Genomic DNA, 21,335 nt, shown 5'->3' on the forward strand with positions numbered 1-21,335 from the left:
GACGTTCAGAAGAGATCGAGGATGCGCCAGCCGCGGTTGCTTGCATGCGCACGCAGCGTGTCGTCAGGGTTGGTCGCGATCGGGTCGGTGACTTTCTCGAGCAACGGAATGTCGTTGTGCGAGTCGCTGTAGAAATAGGTGTGCGCGAAGTCGCTCCATTGCTTGCCGAGCGACGCGAGCCACGCTTCGGTTCGCACGATCTTGCCTTCGCGATAGCTCGGCGTACCGGTCGGCCGGCCCGTGTACGGCGAATCGGGATGCCCGTCGGTCGTTTCGACCTCGCAGGCGATCAACGTGTCGACGCCGAACGCGGTGGCGATCGGGCGCGTGATGAATTCGTTGGTCGCCGTCACGACGCAGCACAGGTCGCCCGCATCGAGGTGCTTGCGCACGAGCTCGAGCGCGGCGGGTGTCATGGCGGGGCGGATCACCTCGTGCATGTACTGTTCGTGCCATTCGGCGAGCTGCGCGCGCGAATACTTCGCGAGCGGCGTGAGCATCGCCGTGAGGTACGCGTGGATGTCGAGCTTGCCGGCCTTGTAGTCGGCGAAGAACTGATCGTTCTGACGCGAGAAGCTTTCCGCGTCGACGATACCGAGCTTCACCATGAAGCGGCCCCATTCGTGGTCGCTATCGGTCGGGATCAGCGTGTGATCGAGGTCAAAGAGTGCCAGATTAGTCATGGAAGCGCATTTTACTCGAAGCGGTTCGGGCCCGTGCCCGGTGGTGTGATGTCGTCGCCGGGACGCGCCAGCATGCGGCGCAGCAACGGCAGCGTGACGGCGCGTTTTTGCTCGAGCGAAAAGCGGTCGAGCGCGTCGAGCAGCGCCATCAGGCTTGGCATGTCGCGACGGAAATGGGTCAGCAGGTAGGCGGCGATGTCGTCGGTGAGCGCGATCCCGCGCTCCTTCGCCGCGAGCTTGAGCACGGCGATCTTGCCGGCGTCGGACGGCGGCGACAGGTGGAACACGAGCCCCCAGCCGAGGCGCGTGCGGAGATCCTCGCGCACGTCGAGCGCGAGCGGCGCCGTGGGGCCTGCCGCGACGAACGCGCTCGACGGATGCGCGCGCACTTCGTTGAACAGGTTGAACAGCGCGACCTGCTGCGCGTCGCTCATCCGGTCGCAGTCGTCGATCGCGTAGATGCCGATGCGCGGGTCGAACGTGAACGCGCCGAGCGGGCTTTGCGGCGTCAGGTAGCGCGCATAGCCATACGACGCGTCGCTCACGAGCGCCTGCAGCAGATGGGTGCGGCCGCAGCCGGGCTCGCCCCAGATGTAGAACGATCGATCCGGCACGGGGCCCGCCGCGAGCGCGAGGTCGAGCTTCTGCAGGCGCGAGATGAGCTCGTCGTTCTCCTCGTTCATGATGAAGTTGTCGAACGTGGCGGGCGGCGGCGTGCCGAGATCGAGCGTCAGTTGACGGGACACAACAGTCACAATGCGGGTCGGTTGAAAATACGCGTGCCGTACGCCGGGCACGCGCCGGGAACTGCGCCTTCATGGGCTTCACGCGCGCCCGCACGCACGGCGCCACGCCGGTTTCGGCGCGGTTCGCTCGGCGATGAAAACGGGGACGTGTTGACCAAGATGCAATCCCTGACGATTCGGTGCTGGGAATTCCGGCCAACCGGCCGGCTTCGGGTAAAATCGCATTTTACCGACCTTCTCGCATTCCCCCATGAATCCTCCGAAATCCGCTCCTGACGCTCAGGGTCTGTCCTATCGCGACGCAGGTGTCGACATCGACGCGGGCGACGCACTCATCGACAAGATCAAGCCTTTTGCGAAGAAAACCCTGCGCGACGGCGTGCTCGGCGGCATCGGCGGGTTCGGCGCGCTGTTCGAAGTGCCGAAGAAGTACAAGGAGCCCGTGCTCGTGTCGGGCACCGACGGCGTGGGCACCAAGCTCAAGCTGGCGTTTCATCTGAACAAACACGACACCGTCGGCCAGGATCTCGTCGCGATGAGCGTGAACGACATCCTCGTGCAGGGCGCCGAGCCGCTGTTCTTCCTCGACTACTTCGCGTGCGGCAAGCTCGACGTCGACACCGCTGCAACGGTCGTCAAGGGCATCGCGCAGGGTTGCGAACTGTCGGGCTGCGCGCTGATCGGCGGTGAAACGGCCGAAATGCCGGGCATGTACCCGGACGGCGAATACGACCTGGCCGGTTTCGCGGTCGGCGCGGTCGAGAAGAGCAAGATCATCGACGGCAGCACGATCGCCGAAGGCGACGTGGTGCTGGGCCTCGCATCGAGCGGCATCCACTCGAACGGCTTCTCGCTCGTGCGCAAGATCATCGAGCGTGCGAATCCCGACCTGTCGGCCGATTTCCACGGCCGCTCGCTGGCCGACGCGCTGATGGCGCCGACGCGCATCTACGTGAAGCCGCTGCTCGCGCTGATGCAGAAGCTGTCGGTGAAGGGCATGGCGCACATCACGGGCGGTGGTCTCGTCGAGAACATTCCGCGCGTGCTGCGCGAAGGCCTCACCGCCGAGCTGGACCAGAACGCATGGCCGCTGCCGCCGCTGTTCAAGTGGCTGCAGGAGCACGGCGGTGTCGCCGATGCGGAAATGCACCGCGTGTTCAACTGCGGCATTGGCATGGCCGTGATCGTCTCGGCGGCCGATGCCGACGCAGCGATCGCCGACCTGACCGCCGCCGGCGAACAGGTGTGGAAGATCGGCACCGTGCGTGCGACCCGCGAAGGCGAGGCGCAGACGGTCGTGGTCTGACGCACTGCCTGCAGCAGATGCAGCAAGGAAAGCCGCCCGGAGTCGATCCGGGCGGCTTTTTTTTCGGGCGTCGCGCGGCGGACGGACGCCCGCCGACGCTCATGCGGACGGCCGTGTCGCGCCCGCTGGCCGCGCACCGGCCAGCAACGGCGGGACGAGCAGATAGAGCAGCGCCGCCGCGGCCCAGACGAGCCCCGGCCACGTCGCGCGTGTCGCCGCATAGGTTGCGGTGACGACCAGCGGCCCCGCGACGCCGATCAGGCTCGCCACGCTCGCGAGTGCGCCTTGCAGTTCGCCCTGGCGTGCATCGTCGACCTGCCGCGCGAGCATCGCCTGCAACGCCGGCAGCGTCATGCCGCCCGCCGCGAACAGCGGCAGCAGCGCGAACGGCACCCACGCGGCGGTCGCGAACGCGATCGCCGCGAGCCCGAGCGCGTCGCCCGCGAGGCCCAGTGCGAGCGCGCGGCGTTCGCCGAGCCGCGCGATCAGCGGCCCGATTGCGAATGCTTGCGCGAGTGCATGACATGCACCGTAGCCCGCGAGCGACAGCCCCGCGATCGGCGTCGACCAGCCGAAATGTTCCTGGCCGTACAGGATCCATAGCGTCGCGGGTGCCTGCGACACCAGCGCCACGATCACGTAAATGCCGATCAGCGGTACGAGCGCCGGTGCGCCGCTCAGCCTGCGCAGGCTGGCGAACGGGTTGAGCGCGCCGACCGCATGGCCTTCGCGGGCCGAACGCGGCCGCGATTCCGGCAGCGCGCGCCAGACGAGCGCGAGATTGAGCGCATTGAGCACGGCGGCCGCGACGAACGGCGCGCGCACATGCAGCGCGCCGAGCAGGCCGCCGATCAACGGGCCCGCGATGAAGCCGATACCCATCATTGCACCGAGCTGGCCGAAGCGTCGTGCGCGGTCGGGTTCGGCGGTGACGTCGGTCATGTATGCAGTCGCGACCGCGACGTTCGCGCCGGTGATGCCCGCGATCAGCCGCCCGACGTACAGCCACGCGAGCGTCGGCGCGAGCGCCATCAGCAGGTAGTCGAGCGCCGCGCCCGCGAGCGACATGAGCAGGACGGGCCGGCGGCCGAAGCGGTCGCTCAGCGCGCCGAGCAGCGGGGCGCACAGGAACTGCGCGAACGCGTACAGCGCGAGCAGGATCCCGTAGTGGGTGTCGGTGCTGCTCGCGTCGGCAAGCGAGCGCAGCAGCCCGGGCAGGATCGGCATCACGATCCCGACGCCGATCGCGTCGAGCAGGACCGTGGCCAGGATGGCAATCAGGGACGGATTCAAGAGCGTGACTCTATCGGTGATAGAGTGGCGATTATTCCACAGCTTTCCCTATCGGTGATAGAGATGAAGGACACAGGGGCGCGGCTGACGCGCGACACGGTACTGCGCGCGGCGCTCGAACTGCTCGATGAAGTCGGCATCGACGGGCTGTCGACGCGGAAGCTCGCCGAGCGGCTCGGCGTGCAGTCGCCGACGCTTTACTGGCATTTCCGGAACAAGGCCGAACTGCTCGACGCGATGGCCGAGGCGATCATGCTCGAGCGTCACGATGGGTCGCTGCCGCGACCGGGCGACGCGTGGGATGCGTGGCTGGTCGACAACGCGCGCAGTTTCCGTCGCGCGCTGCTGGCGTATCGCGACGGCGCGCGCCTGCATGCCGGCACGCGGCCGCGCGCGCTGCATTTCAGCTCGATCGAACGCAAGGTCGCGCTGCTCGGCAATGCGGGTTTCGCGCCGGACGAAGCAGTCGACGTGATGTATGCGCTGGGCCGCTTCGTGGTGGGCTGGGTGCTGGAAGAGCAGGCGGAACCGGGCGGCGACGCCGATGCGCCGCTGCCGGATGCGGCCGAGTATCCGCTGCTCGCGAAGGGCTGGGCCGCGCTGCGCGAGCGCAGCGGCGACGAGGCGTTCGAGCGTGGGGGCGCGTGGATCGTCGATGGCGCCCGCGCGCGCCTCGCAGCGCGCGAGCGCGGCTGACGCGGTCAGCCCGATGTGCTGCTGTCGAGCACGCGTTCGAGCGCGTCGAGTGCGCGGGCCGTCGAGTCCGGCGCGATGCAGTCGACGACGATCCGTTCCGGCATCGCGCGCAGCCAGGTGATCTGGCGCTTGCAGAGCTGGCGCGTCGCGAAGATGCCCTTGTCGCGCATCGTCCGGTAGTCGGTGTCGCCGTCGAGGAATTCCCACGCCTGCCGGTAGCCGACGCAGCGCATCGACGGCAGGTCGGGATGGAGGTCTTCGCGACGGCGCAGCCGCTCGACTTCGTCGATGAAGCCCGCGTCGAGCATCGCGTCGAAGCGCTGCGCGATCCGTGCGTGCAGTACCGCGCGATCGGACGGTTCGAGCGCGACCGGCACGAAGCGGTACGCGGCGGCCGCATCGTCGGTGCGTCGCGGCGCGGCGAGCAGCACCGACATCGGCTGCCCGCTCAGCGTGAACACTTCGAGCGCCCGCTGGATCCGTTGCGAATCGTTCGGCGCGAGCCGCGCGGCCGTATCGGGATCGACTTGCGCGAGCCGCGCGTGCAGCGCGGGCCAGCCGTCGCGCTCGGCTTCGGCATCGAGGGTCGCGCGCACGTCCGGATCGGCGCCCGGCAGGTCGTTGAGCCCCTGCGTCAGCGCCTTGTAGTACAGCATCGTGCCGCCCGCGAGCAGCGGCGTGCGGCCGCGCGCGGCGATCTCGTCGATCAGGCGCAGCGTGTCCGCGCGGAAACTCGCGGCCGAATACGCGTCGGCCGGATCGATGATGTCGATCAGGTGGTGCGGCACGCTCGCGCGCTCGTCGCGCGACGGCTTCGCGGTGCCGATATCCATGTCGCGGTAGACGAGCGCCGAATCGACGCTGACGATCTCGATCGGGCGGCGCGCGGCGAGCGCCAGCGCCGCGGCCGTCTTGCCCGAAGCGGTGGGGCCGAGCAGGCAGGCGATCGTCGTCGGGCTGGAGTGCGGTGCTGCGCTCATTGGCCGCGCATGAAGAGGCGGTCGAGATCGTTCAGCGTAAGCTGATACCACGTCGGCCGGCCGTGATTGCACTGGTCCGCGCGTTCGGTCGCCTCCATCTGTCGCAACAGCGCGTTCATCTCGTCCAGCGTCAGGCGCCGGTTCGCGCGCACCGCGTGGTGACAGGCGAGCGTGCCGAGCAGTTCGTGCTGACGCTCGGTGAGCACGCGCGAGCCGCCGAACGCATGCAGGTCGGCGAGCACCGCGCGCGCGAGCGACTGCAGGTCGGCATCCTTCAGCAGTGCCGGGACCGCGCGGATCGCGAGCGTCGTCGGCGACAGCACCGCCAGGTCGAAGCCGAGCGATTCGAGCGTGTCGCGTTCTTCCTCGACCGTGCCGATCTCGATCGGCGTGGCCGTCATCGATACCGGCAGCAACAGCGCCTGCACGGCGACCGAGCGGTCGGCAAGCGCGTTCTTGAACTGTTCGTACAGGATCCGCTCGTGGGCCGCGTGCATGTCGACGATCACGAGGCCGTGCGCGTTCTGCGCGAGCACGTAAATGCCGTGGATCTGGCCGAGCGCGAAGCCGAGCGGCTGCTCGTCGTGCGCGGTGGCGGCGATCGGCGAGGCGGTGAAGCCCGGCAAGGGCGCGACGGGTGCGCCGGCCGAATCGCGTGCGATGGTCGTTGTGCCGTCCGGCGTGCCGGCGCCGGTGTCCTTGCGGCCGAACAGCGCGTCATAGAGCGCGAGCGGCTGCGCGACCGGCAGCGTGCCCTGGGTCATCCGCGCCTGGCGCATCCAGGTGTTGCCTGACGATGAGGACGACGACGGCGAGAAGCCGCTGCCACCGCTACCGCCGGTCGCGTGGCCCTGGCTCTGCCCGAGCGGGGTATCCAGGAACGACGACGGCCCGCGCGGTGCCGGTTCGAGATGCGCGGCATGGCCGCCCGCCGTGGTTTCCGGCGACGCACCCGCGTGGCGCGCGAGCGCGCGCTGGACCGCATGGAACACGTACTGGTGGATCGAGCGCGAATCGCGGAAGCGCACCTCGATCTTCGACGGGTGCACGTTGACATCGACGGCTTCGGGCGGCAGGTCGAGGAACAGCACGTACGACGGGTAGCGGTCGCCGTGCAGCACGTCTTCGTAGGCCGCACGCACCGCGTGCGTCAGCAGCTTGTCGCGCACGAAGCGGCCGTTGACGAAGAAGTATTGCTGGTCGGCGCGCCCCCGGCTCGCGGTCGGCAGGCCTGCGCAGCCGTAAACTGCCAGCGGGCCGGCCTGCTCGTCGAGCGGCAGGTGCGCGGTTGCGAAACTGTCGCCGAGGATTTTCGCGACGCGCTGCGCGGGCTCGGTCGCATTCCAGTGCTCGACCGCCTTGCCGTTGTGCAGCACCGAGATCGCGACGTCCGGCCGCGCGAGCGCCGCGCGGCGGATCATTTCCAGGCAGTGGCCGAACTCGGTCTGCTCGCTCTTCAGGAACTTGCGTCGCGCGGGCGTGTTGAAGTACAGCTCGCGGACCTCGATCGTCGTGCCGGTCGCGCCGGCGGCGGGCGACAGCACGCCCGTCTGCGCGTCGATTTTCATCGCATGCGCGGCATCGGCCGTCCGGCTCGTGATCGACATCTCGGCGACCGACGCGATCGACGCGAGCGCTTCGCCGCGGAACCCGAGCGTGGCGACCGCCTCGAGCTCCTCGAGCGAGCGGATCTTGCTGGTGGCATGGCGCATCAGCGCGAGCGCGAGCTCGTCCGGCGGAATGCCGCAGCCGTCGTCGGTGATCGAGATGCGCTTGACGCCGCCTTCTTCCAGCACGATGCGCAGCGCCTGGGCGCCGGCGTCCATCGCGTTCTCGAGCAGCTCCTTGACGACCGACGCCGGGCGTTCGACGACCTCGCCGGCGGCGATCTGGCTGATCAGCTGGTCGGGCAGGGGCTGGATCGCGCGCAGCGGGCGCGGAGCGGGGGCGGGCGCGGCGCCCGCGGCCGTTTCGGTGATATCGGACATGGCCGAATTATAGCGAGGCGGCGAATGCGTGCCGGGGCGACCGGCGGTTACGTTTTTTCACGGAGCCTTAAGGTAGTTTCGGTATCATGGGTTCGTTACACGCACCGCCTTGACCGGCGGGCGCGTCAGCCTTTTTCGGCCGTTCCGGCCCTTTCGCCATCGAGGAATCGCATTTGGATACGCTGCTTCATTTCGTCAACCTGGTCCTGCATATCGACGCCTTCCTCGGCGATTTCATCCGGCAGTACGGCGCATGGGTCTATCTCATGCTGTTCCTGATCGTGTTCTGCGAGACGGGCCTCGTCGTGTTCCCGTTCCTGCCCGGCGATTCGCTGCTGTTCATCGGCGGCGCGTTCGCGGCGACGGGTGAAATGAACGTCGGCGCGCTGATCGTGCTGCTGCTCGTCGCAGCGGTCACCGGCAACACCGTGAACTACCTGATCGGCCGCTGGGTCGGCCCGAAGGTGTTCAATACCCATATCCCGGTGCTCGAGCGCTTCCTCGATCGCGCCGCGCTGCAGAAAACCCACTCGTTCTACGACAAGCACGGCGGCAAGACGATCGTGCTCGCGCGCTTCATTCCGGTCGTGCGGACGTTCGCGCCGTTCGTTGCGGGCGCGTCGTCGATGAGCGTCGCGCGCTTCCAGTTGTTCAACGTGATCGGTGCGCTGGTGTGGGTGCTGCTGCTTGTGCTGCTCGGCTATTTCTTCGGCAATATCCCGTTCATCCGCCAGTATCTGAACGTGATCGTGCTGGCCGGGATCGGTGCGGCGGTCGTGCCGGTCGCGCTCGGCGCGGTCTGGAAGCTCGTGCGCGGGCGGCAGTCGGATAACGCGCAGAAGACGGGCGGGCGTTGAGCGGAAGCTTCGTTTTCAGGGCAATAAAAAAGCGTGGCGGGTGCCACGCTTTTTTTCGTCCGGTGCCGCCGTTACGCGTTGCGATGCGAGATCGGGGTTTCGGGCGTCGGGTATTGCGCGTCGCGGAACGTATCGAGGATCACGCGGTTGGTGTCGCAGTACACCTGCCAGTAGTTTTCCGGTTGCGTGGACGGGCGCACGAACAGCAGCGGGCCTTCCGGCGTGAACTGCAGCACGCCGACGTCCGGTGCCGGGGTGGTCAGCACGTTCGGGATCTGCTGGATCGACGTCTTCAGGCGGTTGATCGCGTCGACCGCATCGACACCGTTCGCGATCTTCGCGGTCAGGTCGACACGACGGTACGACGTCGCGCTGTAGTTCGCGATGTTGTCCGAGAAGATCTTGTTGTTGCCGACGATCGTCACGATGTTGTCGGGCGTGATGATCGTCGTGCCGAACAGGCCGAGTTCCTTCACGGTGCCCGTGACGCCGCCGGCATTGATCACGTCGCCGATCTTGAACGGACGCAGCACCTGCATGAACACGCCTGCGGCAAAATGCGCGAGCAGGCCGCCCCAGGCGGTACCGATCGCGAGGCCGAGGCCGGCGAGCAGGGCGGCGAACGAGGTCGTCTGCACGCCGAAGATCTGCAGGATCGCGAGGATCAGCAGGATCGTCAGCAGCACGCCGACGACGGAGGTCAGGTAGTCGGTCAGGGTCGGGTCGACCTTGCCGCTACGGCGCACGACCTTGCCGAGCAGGCGGGTACCGATGCGGATTGCCCAGCGCCCGACGAACCACAACACGATCGCGGCGAGGAGGTTGAGGCCGAAGTCGAGACCGCGGGTCATCAGGAATTGCTGGGCTGTGGCGAGATCGATCATGCGTTCTCCGAAGTCGAGGGTAGAAAGGGCGGCGCATGCACCGGGTGGGTGGCGCTTTTATAACCTGACCTGTGACGGGCGGGCAACCTGCCTGACATTGCTTGACGTAATGAAAAACGGGCAGGACGCGTGTGCGTGCTGCCCGTTGCGGGTGCCGGTCGTGGCCTGTGGTGGCGCTTGACCGGGAAGGTGGGTTGCTTACGACGCTGCGCGGCCGTAGGTGTCTTCGAAACGGACGATGTCGTCCTCACCGAGATACGCACCCGACTGAACTTCGATCAGTTCGAGCGGGATCTTGCCCGGATTCGTCAGCCGGTGGGTCGCGCCGAGCGGGATGTAGGTCGACTGGTTCTCGGTCAGCATGAGTTCCTTGTCGCCGTTCGTGACCATCGCCGTGCCCTTCACGACAATCCAGTGCTCGGCACGATGGTGGTGCATCTGCAGGCTCAGCTGCGCGCCGGGGTTCACGATGATGCGCTTGACCTGGAATCGGTCGCCCTGGTCGATGCCTTCGTAGGCGCCCCACGGGCGGACGACGCGGCGATGCGTAACCGATTCGTGACGACCGGACGCATTCAGCCACTCGACGATTTTCTTGACGTCCTGCGCTTTGTCGCGATGCGCGACCAGCACGGCGTCGGCGGTTTCCACGATGACGATGTCGTCGAGGCCGATAGCGGCAACCATCCGGTGTTCCGCGCGGATGTACGAGTTCTTCACCGCGTCGGTAAAGATGTCGCCGATGAGCGCATTGCCCTGCTCGTCGGCGTCAGCAATTTCCGCAAGCGCGCTCCACGAGCCGATATCGTTCCAGCCGAGGTCCGCTGCCGCGACAACTGCGGCGCGTTCGGTCTTTTCCATGACCGCATAGTCGATCGAGACGTTGGGGCAGGCTGCGAACACGTCCGCGTCCAGACGGACAAAGTCGTTGTCCCGCTTGGCGGATTCGAAGGCGAGTTCAGCCTGACGGGCGATCTCCGGCGCATGGCGATGCAATTCCTCCATGTACGTGGACGCCTTCAGCATGAACATGCCGCTGTTCCAGTAGTAATTACCGTCGCTCAGGAAGCGCTCGGCCGTCGGCGTGTCGGGCTTCTCGACAAACGCGTCGACCTTGTAAACCTGCTTGCCGTCGGCGACGGCCGGGCCGCGGCGGATATAGCCGAAGCCGGTGTGCGCTTCCGTCGGCGTGATGCCGAACGTGACGAGGCGCTGATCTGCTGCGATGGCCGCTGCCTCACCGGCTGCAGCGATGAATGCCGGCTCGTTGAGGATGACGTGGTCCGACGGCAGCACCAGCAGCAGCGCGTTGGGCGATTCGCGCATGGCGAGCAGCGCCGCGATCGCGATGGCGGGCGCGGTGTTGCGGCCGACCGGTTCGAGCACGATCGACGATGGCGTGATGTTGACCTGACGAAGTTGTTCCGCGACCAGGAAGCGTTGTTCGTTGTTGGTGACGACGATGGGCGCCGCCGCACTGGGAATGTGCTGAAGGCGGATTGCCGTCTGCTGGACGAGCGTCTGGTCGCCCGTCAGCTTCAGGTATTGCTTCGGATAGCCGCCACGCGACATGGGCCACAGGCGGGTGCCACTGCCGCCACACAGGATTACCGGATAAATGTTCATAGAGAGATGTCAGGCAGTGCAAGATCGAACAATTGATTCGCATTCTGCCACGCCGGGCTGTGCGAACGCTTTGTGGGCATCGTATTTTTACGTAATTTTTCCTTCAAATCCTTCATTCTCGTGACCGCAGTGTGACGTTGAAGCAAATACACAAGCTTTCAACGAAACAATATTTTCCATGTGCGGGCCGCTTGCTTTCATGCTGGCCCAAGTGATTTGTCATTTCGGCAAGGTGCCTGAATGCAATGGTGCCTTTGCAGCGGCTACGGACTTACCTGGAAAATCCAGTGGCATGTCCAGCCTTTAGTGGCCGCCCGCCCGGGGCATGCCAGTGTACGGCCCGACGGTGTTTAGCCGGGATTTCTCGATGATCGGCTGACCCATCCAGGTAGTATTTTCCGGAAGGCACGAACAATGAGTTTTTCAGTATCCGAGTCCCCCTCGGTTCAACGTCGATTGGTCTACTTGCCATGAACCGAGCGAAATGTCCGTTGTGGCGTCGTGTTCGGTTGCGTTCGCAATTCAATACTTTTTCGACATTGCCATGCGAGGTACCACAGGCCGTTTCTGCTCCAGCGGATGGCTTTACGCAACAGCCGCAGGCGGTCGCCTTCTATTTTTTCCAGAGGCCGGGACGCTGTACTTGCAAGCTGCCGCACGATTGCCTCCGGCGTGGTGAATAGTCGGAGCGACCAGTCCCAGTAAAGCGGATACCGGAGCAGTACCCCGGCCGTCAGCATGTCAAGCGTCAGCTCGCGGTCGCGCCACGGTTGCTCGAGCGCATCGTGTGTCAACCCCCAGCCGGAATAGAAAGGAAGTCCATACGTATGGACGCGCTTTCCGCGAATCAGGGCCTCAAAGCCGGATAGCGACGAGAGCGTATGCACTTCGTCAGCGATCTCGACCAGGGAAATGAGGTCGGAGTCGCGATCGACGGCATTGGCGAGCGACGCCGCGTCGATCAGGCCGCGTCGATTGCCCGAGAGGACATCGGGATGCGGCTTATAGACGATGAACGCGTCCGGGCAGCGCTGGCGTACTTCGTGCAGCAGATCCTCGGCAGTCGCGATGTGCTGCGTGCCAAGGCGGACAGCCGCGTCGTCGGCGACCTGGCCGGGCACCAGCACGATGCGCTGGTCGCGCGGGGCGCTCCACGTGGGGCGACGACGACCGAGGTTGTATTTGGTGACGCCCAGGTTGGCGATATCGTGACGCAGCTGGCGCGCGCGGGACAGTTCGGCGTCGGTGAAGTGCGCGGTGTTGAGGATGGCGGTCAGATCGCTCGGACGGGTCGCGTCGAAGTAGATGCCGCGCCGGTCGATGATCTGGCTGCACGGCGCAATGTGATCGGAGCCGAGGCCTGTCGAGTGAAAAAATCCGTCTTCGAGTCGGATCATGGGCGTGTCTTTCGGCAGCCCGGTTGCGCTACGTCCGCCCCATACAACCGCGTGTTCATCCTTGCGCGTTTGCTCCGGCCTGTCGATCCAGCGCAGGGAGGCGCCACCGGCTGTCAGGTATGGCGTGGCGTAGGGGCGCTTCCACCATTGGAAACGGATGCCGGCGAGGCGAGGGAAGTCGGCGAGGCGCAGTATCGCCGCACGATGAGCTTCGATCGTGGCGAGAAGCGCGTCGAGCGTGCCTGGATTGCGCGTGACCGGATCGACGTGGCGCGCGAGGCGCAGGAATACGGTGGCGAAGAGGGTATCCAGCGACGCCTGCGTGTTTCTCGCCGGTTGGGGGACATGGTCGTGAGTCAGGCCCCACCCCGCGTAGTACGGGGTTCCGAACACATGCAACGGAATGCCGTGAAGCAAGGCCTGCAGGCCTTCCCCGGCGGAAACCGTGTAGACGTGATCGAAGTGTGCGATGGATGCGCAGAGGGATCCGTTTGCGTCGAGTTGCCGAAGCGTCTTTGCCGGCAGGGAAACATGCGAAGAGAGGTATTCGCCAACGCGTCGGACGCCGTTACGGGCGAGCCAGATTTCCGAGTCGGGATGTTCGCGATGAACGGCGTCGACCATATCGGTGAACTGCCTGATTCGCCCGGGTTTCGAGCGGCTCAAGCTGTCCGGCAGCGGCTCGTCGATCAGGAGCACTCGCGTGGTACCGGTGCGTTCGAGCAGATCGGGGTGAGCGCGCGGCGCAAGGTTGGGCGGATCGAACACGCACGCATCGCGGAAGCGCTCCATCAACGCGCGTACATCCTGAGGGGCGTGAAGTGTGCGGCCTTCGGCCAGAGCGGCGTCGATGCAGGCGATCCAGGCCTGCGGGGTTCGCTCGGCAAGCGGCGCGGCGAACCACGACAAATCGGGACCGGCGCGACGAGGCATGATGCCGTTCGACCAGAGATGCAGGTGCGAGCTGGCGGGGCCGAACGGTGCGACGCTCATTGAGAAAACGTTTCCAGAAATCGATCCACCTGCTCGAAATGCTGGTGCCACGTCGGTGCCTGGAAGTGAGCGATACGAGCCAGTTGAGCGGTGCGCTCGGCACTGTCGCTTTGCGAATAGGCGCGAATCCGTGCAATCCAGCCGGGACCGTCGAGCGGGTCCAGATAATCCGGGATGTCGTCCGCGATCTCGTGAAATACGCCGAGATCGCTGGCCAATACCGGAACGCCCAACGTAAGCGCCTCGACAAGCGGCATGCCGTAACCCTCGACGAACGAAGGGAAGAGCAGCGCACGCGCGTGTTGCAACCAGGCGCGCAGACGTGTGTCGCTGCAACTCGATTCTTCGATGACGACACTTTTGATCGCATCGCAGCGCTCGAGCATGTCCACGACGTTCTCGCATTCCCAGCCGCGGCGCCCGATGACGACGAGCTTGGGTGCACGTTCACCGAGCGTTTCGACGAGGCGGCGCCAAACATGCAGCATGAACCAGTGATTCTTGCGTGGTTCGATCGTACCGAGCATCACGAAGTACGGCTCATCGAGCGGAGGCGGCGCGTTGTCGCGGGAGGTAATGCCTGGTGCGAGCCGGGCCACGACGCTGGGGGGCAGTGGAAGAGCGGCGCGATTGGCCTCGGTCTCGAGCGCGCCCAGCGTGTCCTGGGAGTTTGCGATCAGGCCGTCGGCGTGACGTAGTGCAGTATGGATACGTTGGCGATGCGCCGAGTCGATGCCGGGGCGGCAGTATTCTGCGTGAGTGAGCGGGATCAGGTCATGCACCATGAAGACCGACCGGATATTGCGCTGTCGCATTGCACGGTGGTAGCGGAGGCGCTCCATGCCACTGTGACTCGTATGCAACAGAACCGCATCGTCGAATCGCTCGCGGCGCGGCGCCAGGAGGCCACGCATGACGAGCGTTCGAATCGTGGTGCGGGTGGGGGGCGGACCGAGCAGCAGATCGAAAGCTCGTTCAGAGTCTGCTCGGGAGAGCACTTTCGAATAGCCGAGTTCACTCAAAATCGCGCGGGCACGAGGTCGATAATGCTCAACATATGCGAGGCCGACGCGATCGACGCCAGTTGGCAACAAGCCGTCTGCAAGGCGCGACAGCAATCTGGAAATATCAAGACAGATATTCAACACGGCGGAGTGTAATGTCTTTGTGAGCGACCTGATTGCAGGCCGGGCCGTTCGAATCCCGCCATTCTACGAATTCTGACTAGGAAACGCAAAATTAATCTACCTCGTGAGACAATCCGGGTCGCTATTTGAATGACGAGAACGGACCTCCAAAAATATGTCTAGTGTATATCGCAGTGCGTGGGCGACGCTTATTGCCGGTGGTGTGATAGGACTAAGCGCCTGTTCGAGTATCCCGACTTCGGGGCCGAGCCGCTCGCAGATCAGCGATGCCGGTGCGCAGAATAGTCCTCAGGGAATCCAGATCGTTGACTTGACGGAGCAAGTCGCTCGCCGGCTCTACGCTGAACGTAGCAACGCAGATTTTGCGTCGGTATTGGGTGACGATACGTCATTTCAGCAGCAACTTGGCGTGGGTGACGTCGTTGAGGTGTCGATCTGGGAGGCGCCGCCGGCGACCCTGTTCGGGGGCAGCACGACTGACATGGCCACCGGGAGCGTGCCAACCGGCGCGCGCGTGACCAAGCTGCCGGTTCAGGTCATCGATGGTGATGGGAACATCAACATACCGTTCGTCGGAGCGGTTAAGGCACGAGGTCGTTCGCCGAGCGAATTGCAGGCCTATATCGCCGGTCGTCTGAAACCGATTGCGCACGACCCTCAAGTTCTGGTTCAACTGGCTCGCAACGAAACATCCTATGTCACGGTTGTGGGGGATGTGGTCAGCAGTACCCGTATGCAGCTCAGCGCGCGACGGGAGCGGGTCCTTGATGCGCTTGCATCTGCGGGCGGTGCCAAGCAACCTGTCGACAAGGTGTTGATCCAGGTCACGCGCGGTCAGGCGGTGGCGTCGGAGCCCTTGCAGTCGATCATCCGCAATCCCCGCCAGAACGTGCATCTCCGGGCCGGGGATGTCGTGACTGCGCTCTACGAGCCTTACAGTCTCACGGCCTTTGGGGCAACCGGCAAGAACGCGGAAATCAACTTTGAGGGTCAGGGCATAACCCTGGCGCAGGCGATGGCGCGGGCGGGAGGCTTGCAAGATTCTCGTGCCGACGTCCAGGGTGTATTCGTTTTCCGGCTGGAGGATCAGCGGGCGCTCAACTGGCCGACCGAGCCGGTTCGGACGACTGTTGACGGAAAGGTTCCTGTCATTTATCGCGTTAACTTGAAGGATCCGAATTCCTTCTTTGTGGCGCAAAGCTTCATGATGAACAACAAGGATCTTCTCTACGTCTCGAATGCACCGATCACGGAGCTTCAAAAAGTGCTGAATCTGGTGTTCTCTGTCGCGTATCCGATTGTGTCCGGCGTTCAGACGTTCAAGTAAGCAGGTGTGGTAGGTTGCCGGAAATTGGCTGAAAAGCAGAAAATATTTATCAAAGATCTATCGCGGACTGTTTATGAATTTTTTGCGGCGTATTAATCGGTTGTTTCTCTTTACGGTCGTGATCCCTACTGGAATTTCATTGGTATATTTCGGTCTGATTGCCAGTGACGAATACACGTCCGTAAGCAGTTTTCTCATTCGCAGCCCGGCAACCTCTAATTCACCGACGTTGGGCGGGTTGCTGAAAGGTGTCGGGGGCTTCTCCCGATCGGCGGATGATTCGTATACCGTGCAGAATTACATCCTGTCTCGCGACGCGATGATGCTGTTGAACAAGGAGCAGAACATCAAGTCGGCGTTCCAGCACGGCCCGATCGATCCCTTCAATCGCTTTGCCGGCTTCAGCTGGAGCGATAGCCTCGAAGAGTTTTATCGCTACTACACGGAGAAAATTGTTGACGTACAGGTTGACGCAACCGCTTCAATCGTTACGCTCAACACACACGCCTTCGATGCGAAACTCGCGTGGAACATAAACAAGCGCCTGCTGGATTTGAGCGAGCAAGTCGTCAATCAAATGAATGAGCGCGCCCGCCTCGACCTGATCAGCTCGGCTCAACGAGATGTCGACATTGCCAAAGAAAATGATCGTGTCGCAGCGCTTGCACTGGCGAAATATCGAAATACGGCTGGAGTGATCGATCCGGAACGTCAGTCTTCGATTCCGTTGCAGCAAGTCGGCAAGTTGCAAGATCAATTGATCACGACGCGTGTACAAATTGCCGAAATGGAGCGGTTGTCGCCTGCAAACCCTGGGCTTCCCAATTTGCGGGAACGAGCGATTCTGCTGCAAAAGGCCATCGATCAGGTCAGTCAGCATGTCGCCAGTGAGTCTGGAAATTCCCTCGCGAGCAAGGCTGCGGAATTTCAACGACTGACATTGGAAAAAGAGTTTGCTGATAAAATCCTCGCCAGCGCCATCAGTTCGTTGGAGCAGGCCAGAACTGAAGCCGAGAGAAAGCAACTCTATCTGGAGCGAATTGCGGCCCCCAGTCTGCCGGATTATGCGATGTCCCCGCGCCGTGGCCGCAATATTCTTGCGACCTTCTTGCTTGGGCTAGTGTTTTGGGGCGTGTTGACCATCGTGATTGGTGGGGTAAAAGAGCATTATGACCGCTAATTCCCGTTCGCCTGCATTTCTGACCCAATTACGCATTCAGTGCCGGGTAATTTGGGCGCTGGTCATGCGTGAAATGATCACTCGTTTCGGGCGGGAGGGGATTGGTGTATTGTGGATGATGGCCGAGCCGGCGATGTTTGTCGTCGGCGTCATGTTGATTTTTAGCCACACCGAGAAGATGACGGGGTACTCGGTTGCCGAGTATCTTGCGGTTAGCTATCCAACAATATTGTTTTGGCGAAATACCGCGGCCCGATTATTGAAGGCCATTGAATACAATCGGGCGTTGCTGCATCACAATCCTATCCGGCCGATGGATATTCTCTACGCGCGCATCATTCTGGAGTTTGCGGGCGCGACGGCATCGTTTCTTGTTTTGTATGCGGTGCTGGTCGTAATAGGGATTTGCCATCTTCCGGCGGATTTGCTGGCGATGCTGGTCGGGTATTTTCTGGTAATGTGGTTTTCATTTTGCTTTGTGATAACCATGGCGGCGCTGTCGGAGCTGAGTGAAAGTGTCGAAAGAGTGTCCCACGTAATCTTGTATTTGATGTTGCCGTTTACCGGGGTTTTCGTGCCGACATATCTTCTGCCGCCTCACATCGGCGAGATGATGATTTATTTTCCGCTGGTTGACGCGGTTGAATATTTCCATCACGGATATTATGGGGCACGGATGCCTACGATGTATAACCTCGAATATACGTGTTTCGTATTGTCAATTTTTACGCTATTCGCTTTGTCGATAGCTCATGTTGCCATCCGGCGCGTGCAGTTGCACTAGGAGTGCTCCATGATCGAATTGCGGAACGTCTATAAACGTTATCCTATACATCATGGGAGGGCGGAGCGCGAAGTGCTGAAAGGTATCAATTTTCGCGTTCAGTCCGGAGAAAAATGGGGGATCCTTGGTCGCAATGGCGCCGGCAAGTCAACGCTAATCCGAATCATCAGCGGATCGGACCGGCCGCATTCGGGTGAGATCGTCAAGACCATGTCCGTTTCATGGCCTTTAGCTTTCGGCGGGACATTCCAGGGAAGTCTGACGGGGAAGGACAACATACGTCTGATTTCGCGTGTCTACAATGTAGATTACCGAAAAACCCTCAATATGGTTGAGGATTTTGCCGAGCTTGGCGGATATCTCAACGAGCCGGTCAAGTCATATTCGTCCGGTATGGCTTCCCGTTTGGCATTTGCTATTTCAATGTCGATTGAGTTCGATTGCTTCCTGATTGACGAGGGCATGTCTGTCGGCGATCATCGATTCCATCAGAAATGTAATGTCGAATTATTTGAAAAGCGTGCCGATAGAGCCATGATCATCGTCGCGCACCAAACCGATCTAATTCGCAACCATTGTGACCATGCCGCAGTACTGAATAAGGGCGTACTCGAGGTTTGCGATACGGTTGATGAAGCAATTAAAATTTACGAATCGCTCTAATTTCTCAACAGGGGATTTTGATGGCTGGCAGTTACATTTATCCGCCGATTCCGCACGTGGCGGCAAAGAAGGCACGACACGCATTGATCATCATGCCGTTTTTCGGCCCGGATGCTGCAAGCCTTATTTTTAGTGAATTCTCTCGCGCATTGTATGATTTGGGCTACATTGTGCACGCGCTTACGTATAACGACGCGAGCTATCGGCCAGGTAACCACTATTGGCATCATGTCTATTGCCTGAAAGCCCAGTCCGTCGAGCTTTGGAAAAGGCCGGCCGACGCCACGGCAGATTATTCGAACGGTATCGACGATTGGGCCGGTGAGGAACTGCCATCGTTTGTCGAGCAGCTCGATGCTGAGTTCGATTTTGATATTTGCGTCGTTAACTATATTTTTCTGTCTCGTGCATTTCTGGGGCTGAAAGAGAAGACTAAAAAAATTCTCTGTACTCACGACGTTTTCACTAATAGAAACAAAAAGCTCTCGGATCGGGGTGTAACTAATCTCGATTTCTCGGTTACCCGTGAGTCGGAAGCTGTAGCCTTGAATCGCGCCGACTATGTCGTTGCGCTGCAGCCTGAAGAAGCAGACTTTTTCAGTGAACTCGTGCAAGAGGGAAAGAAGGTTGATACCGTCTATTACCTGCCGCCGAAGCGCTACCTGGACCTGCGTCCAATCGACAAAAAACTGGTGGTCGGTTATATCGGGTCCAGCCACGCGCCTAACGTTGTCGCGGTACTGGATCTGATCTCAAAAATCGATTTTTCGCTGCCAATTAAATTTAAGATTGCGGGATCGATTTGCGCCGCGTTAAAAAACGAAACTCTGCCGCCGGAAGTCGAAATTGTCGGTCGAGTGGATAATCTTGTGGATTTTTATCGGGATTGCAACGTATTTGTCAATCCTGACACCTTGATTTCCGGGATCAAAATCAAATGCATTGAAGCATTTTCGTTTGGCGTCCCGTTTATCTGCACGAAACATGCAAGTACCGGCGTTCCGGTTTCCGCTCCTTATCATCAGGCTGATTCTATCAAGAGCGTTGCTACGTTCATTGAAGACCTGGCGGTGAACAACGGTCAGCTCGAAAGTATGTGGCAAGAAAGTCGCGCTGTCTTTGACAATTTGTCGAAAAAACTTTCCTTTGGAAAGTATGTCGAGCAAATTGCCGATGTGCGACCTTTGATCTCGGTGGTGATGCCGACTTTCAAGGTCGAGAAATATTTCGAGCAATGCATTTCGAGTGTTACCAATCAGACTCTTAGAAATATCGAAATTATCCCGGTCGACGACGGAAGTCCTGATCGTTGCGGTGAAATCATGGATAGGTTTGCGTCGGAAGATTTCCGGGTTAAGCCAATTCATCAACCAAATCGGGGATATGGTGCGGCTGTAAATGCGGGCTTGATGCAGGCGCGTGGCGAATACATCGCGATTGTCGAAACCGACGATTGGGTTGAGCCGGATATGCTCGAGACTCTTTACGAGAAGGCAAAGGAATCCGACGCCAATATCGTGAAAGGGAGTTTCGCAAAGCATCACGATGGTAAGCCGCCTGCGCCTCATAATTTCCGGCACGTCGTTCGACCTGGCGAAAATTCGGTGAAGCCGGTCGAGTCACTTGAATTGATGATCTATGAGTCGTCGATCTGGTCGGCCATCTACAAAAAGAGCTTTCTGGATGAGCATCAGATAAAGATGCTTGAGACCAGTGGCGCGGCATTCCAGGATGTGGTCTGGAAGTTCGTTACCTACGCCAGTGCTGACGAAGTGATCTTGGTTGATCGTCCTTTCTACAACTATCGCGTGTTTGCTGCTGGATCGTCGAGCGCGGCTAACGGAAAGGAAAAAGCGCATTTTGTAAATTACGGAAAAATCAAGGATGAACTCCTGCGGATGGGGTTGTTCGAGAAATTTTCGAATTTCTACTACATTCACCAATTCTTCGATTTCGTCTTTCATTCGAACCGATTGAAGGGTGAGGCGCTTCTTAGTTTTTACGCGAGCGCCAAGGCAATGATTGATGAGGCTGTTTCGAATGGGTGCAATCCAGATGGGCTGAGTCTTCATCCGGATTTGAATGACTATTATCAGAAATTCGTGTTGCCGATCATTCGCGTAATTACGAGTCCCTCGCTTTCTGAAATCCTGGCTGCGGTTACTGCGAACGAATCAAAGCCAAAGGGTACCGAGATTGCGATGCCCGAGATGGCGCCTGTTGAAAATAAGGTGACGTCGCCGGCTACTCCGTCATTAAGCGTGAAGTTCACCGAGTTTCTTAACCTCGATCCACATTTCTTCACGGAAATCGAGTACCTGTCCGGTAGGCGGGAACTTATCCCGGTGGTGAAGTCGGCATACGACGAAAGTGATTTGCAAAATCTGTTGAAGCTTCACGACGCTGATTTTATCCACGCCGTCTATTGGGTACTTCTGCGCAGAGCAGCCGATCCTGATGGGTTGAGGCATTACACGGATCTCTTGCGCGCAGGGATTGCCAAGGCAGATATTCTTGAGAGGCTGCGTATTTCGGGTGAGGCGAAAGGGAATAAAATACCATTTGAGGCATTGGATGCCTATCTTCGGAAAGGCAAGATATTCCGTACGCCTCTCATGCGGCTGCTTATCAGTATTCTTCCGATTCGGAACGAATTTGTCGGAAAGGTTCAATCCAGGGTTACGGAAAATTCACTTTATCTGATCAACAAGAAATTGTATTCATAATTTTTGCGTTTCCAGCCTCGATAGAGGCTGGGTGAAATGTTTGAGTCATTTGAATATT

17 protein-coding genes are annotated in these 21,335 nt (G+C 61.0%); 8 read left to right on the forward strand and 9 right to left on the reverse strand.

All coding sequences use genetic code 11. The annotated features are described in order from the left end of the window. Nucleotides 1–5 precede the first annotated feature (5 nt). A complete protein-coding gene (locus BDO18943_RS24610; RefSeq protein WP_175024408.1) occupies nucleotides 6–683 on the reverse strand; it encodes a histidinol-phosphatase in 678 nt (225 codons plus the stop codon). An 11-nt stretch (nucleotides 684–694) separates the two neighbouring features. Beyond that, a complete protein-coding gene (hda, locus tag BDO18943_RS24615; RefSeq protein WP_222106648.1) occupies nucleotides 695–1,429 on the reverse strand; it encodes a DnaA regulatory inactivator Hda in 735 nt (244 codons plus the stop codon). 250 nt (nucleotides 1,430–1,679) lie between these two features. Here hda and purM point away from each other — a divergent pair, with 250 nt between their 5' ends. Then, entirely contained in the window at nucleotides 1,680–2,735 is a 1,056-nt protein-coding gene (gene purM / locus BDO18943_RS24620; protein WP_006484927.1) for a phosphoribosylformylglycinamidine cyclo-ligase, read from the forward strand. Between the two features lie 99 nt (nucleotides 2,736–2,834). On the opposite strand, the gene tet is transcribed toward purM, so the two are convergent. Further along, entirely contained in the window at nucleotides 2,835–4,028 is a 1,194-nt protein-coding gene (gene tet / locus BDO18943_RS24625; RefSeq protein ID WP_175024410.1) for a Tet(A)/Tet(B)/Tet(C) family tetracycline efflux MFS transporter, read from the reverse strand. Nucleotides 4,029–4,091: 63 nt separating this feature from the next. Between tet and tetR the strand changes: the two genes are divergently transcribed. After that, nucleotides 4,092–4,724, forward strand: coding sequence for a tetracycline resistance transcriptional repressor TetR (gene tetR / locus BDO18943_RS24630; RefSeq protein ID WP_175024411.1), 633 nt, complete (start codon nucleotides 4,092–4,094; stop codon nucleotides 4,722–4,724). 5 nt (nucleotides 4,725–4,729) lie between these two features. Here tetR and miaA read toward each other — a convergent pair whose 3' ends face one another. Together miaA and mutL are read right to left on the reverse strand one after the other, a co-directional pair. Continuing rightward, on the reverse strand, nucleotides 4,730–5,704 hold the full coding sequence (gene miaA, locus BDO18943_RS24635) for a tRNA (adenosine(37)-N6)-dimethylallyltransferase MiaA (RefSeq protein WP_175024412.1): 975 nt from the start codon (nucleotides 5,702–5,704) through the stop codon (nucleotides 4,730–4,732). Beyond that, the gene (gene mutL / locus BDO18943_RS24640) at nucleotides 5,701–7,692 is read right to left on the reverse strand and encodes a DNA mismatch repair endonuclease MutL (RefSeq protein WP_175024413.1); all 1,992 of its coding nucleotides are present in this window, start codon (nucleotides 7,690–7,692) and stop codon (nucleotides 5,701–5,703) included. Before mutL ends, miaA begins: the two co-directional genes overlap by 4 nt. Nucleotides 7,693–7,865: 173 nt before the next feature. Between mutL and BDO18943_RS24645 the strand changes: the two genes are divergently transcribed. Next, on the forward strand, nucleotides 7,866–8,549 hold the full coding sequence (locus BDO18943_RS24645) for a DedA family protein (RefSeq protein ID WP_043189505.1): 684 nt from the start codon (nucleotides 7,866–7,868) through the stop codon (nucleotides 8,547–8,549). Between the two features lie 71 nt (nucleotides 8,550–8,620). On the opposite strand, the gene BDO18943_RS24650 is transcribed toward BDO18943_RS24645, so the two are convergent. From BDO18943_RS24650 to BDO18943_RS24665, 4 genes are all read right to left on the reverse strand, one after another. Further along, nucleotides 8,621–9,433, reverse strand: coding sequence for a mechanosensitive ion channel family protein (locus BDO18943_RS24650; RefSeq protein ID WP_175024414.1), 813 nt, complete (start codon nucleotides 9,431–9,433; stop codon nucleotides 8,621–8,623). A gap of 198 nt (nucleotides 9,434–9,631) precedes the next feature. After that, nucleotides 9,632–11,059 carry a mannose-1-phosphate guanylyltransferase/mannose-6-phosphate isomerase gene (locus tag BDO18943_RS24655; protein WP_175024415.1) on the reverse strand — a complete coding sequence of 476 codons (1,428 nt, stop codon included), beginning with the start codon at nucleotides 11,057–11,059 and terminating at the stop codon, nucleotides 9,632–9,634. Between the two features lie 461 nt (nucleotides 11,060–11,520). Then, nucleotides 11,521–13,449 (reverse strand): capsular polysaccharide export protein, LipB/KpsS family, encoded by a 1,929-nt coding sequence (locus BDO18943_RS24660; RefSeq protein WP_175024416.1) that lies wholly within the window; start codon nucleotides 13,447–13,449, stop codon nucleotides 11,521–11,523. After that, nucleotides 13,446–14,597: a glycosyltransferase family 4 protein gene (locus tag BDO18943_RS24665; RefSeq protein WP_175024417.1), complete on the reverse strand. Its 1,152-nt coding sequence runs from the start codon at nucleotides 14,595–14,597 to the stop codon at nucleotides 13,446–13,448. The genes BDO18943_RS24660 and BDO18943_RS24665 overlap by 4 nt, the downstream gene beginning before the upstream one ends. Before the next feature lie 154 nt (nucleotides 14,598–14,751). On the opposite strand from BDO18943_RS24665, the gene BDO18943_RS24670 reads away from it, so the two are divergent. The 5 genes from BDO18943_RS24670 to BDO18943_RS24690 all read left to right on the forward strand — a co-directional run bounded on the left by BDO18943_RS24670 (nucleotide 14,752) and on the right by BDO18943_RS24690 (nucleotide 21,277). Continuing rightward, nucleotides 14,752–15,924: a polysaccharide biosynthesis/export family protein gene (locus BDO18943_RS24670; RefSeq protein ID WP_175024418.1), complete on the forward strand. Its 1,173-nt coding sequence runs from the start codon at nucleotides 14,752–14,754 to the stop codon at nucleotides 15,922–15,924. 73 nt (nucleotides 15,925–15,997) lie between these two features. Continuing rightward, complete coding sequence (locus tag BDO18943_RS24675) at nucleotides 15,998–17,104, forward strand: hypothetical protein (RefSeq protein WP_006484976.1); 1,107 nt, start codon at nucleotides 15,998–16,000, stop codon at nucleotides 17,102–17,104. Next, nucleotides 17,094–17,888 (forward strand): ABC transporter permease, encoded by a 795-nt coding sequence (locus BDO18943_RS24680; RefSeq protein WP_006484915.1) that lies wholly within the window; start codon nucleotides 17,094–17,096, stop codon nucleotides 17,886–17,888. The genes BDO18943_RS24675 and BDO18943_RS24680 overlap by 11 nt, the downstream gene beginning before the upstream one ends. A 9-nt stretch (nucleotides 17,889–17,897) precedes the next feature. After that, nucleotides 17,898–18,551 (forward strand): ABC transporter ATP-binding protein, encoded by a 654-nt coding sequence (locus BDO18943_RS24685; protein ID WP_006484936.1) that lies wholly within the window; start codon nucleotides 17,898–17,900, stop codon nucleotides 18,549–18,551. 20 nt (nucleotides 18,552–18,571) lie between these two features. After that, on the forward strand, nucleotides 18,572–21,277 hold the full coding sequence (locus BDO18943_RS24690; protein ID WP_175024419.1) for a glycosyltransferase: 2,706 nt from the start codon (nucleotides 18,572–18,574) through the stop codon (nucleotides 21,275–21,277). Nucleotides 21,278–21,335 lie beyond the last annotated feature (58 nt).

Source organism: Burkholderia aenigmatica (assembly GCF_902499175.1).
In the GTDB taxonomy this organism is placed as follows: domain Bacteria; phylum Pseudomonadota; class Gammaproteobacteria; order Burkholderiales; family Burkholderiaceae; genus Burkholderia; species Burkholderia aenigmatica.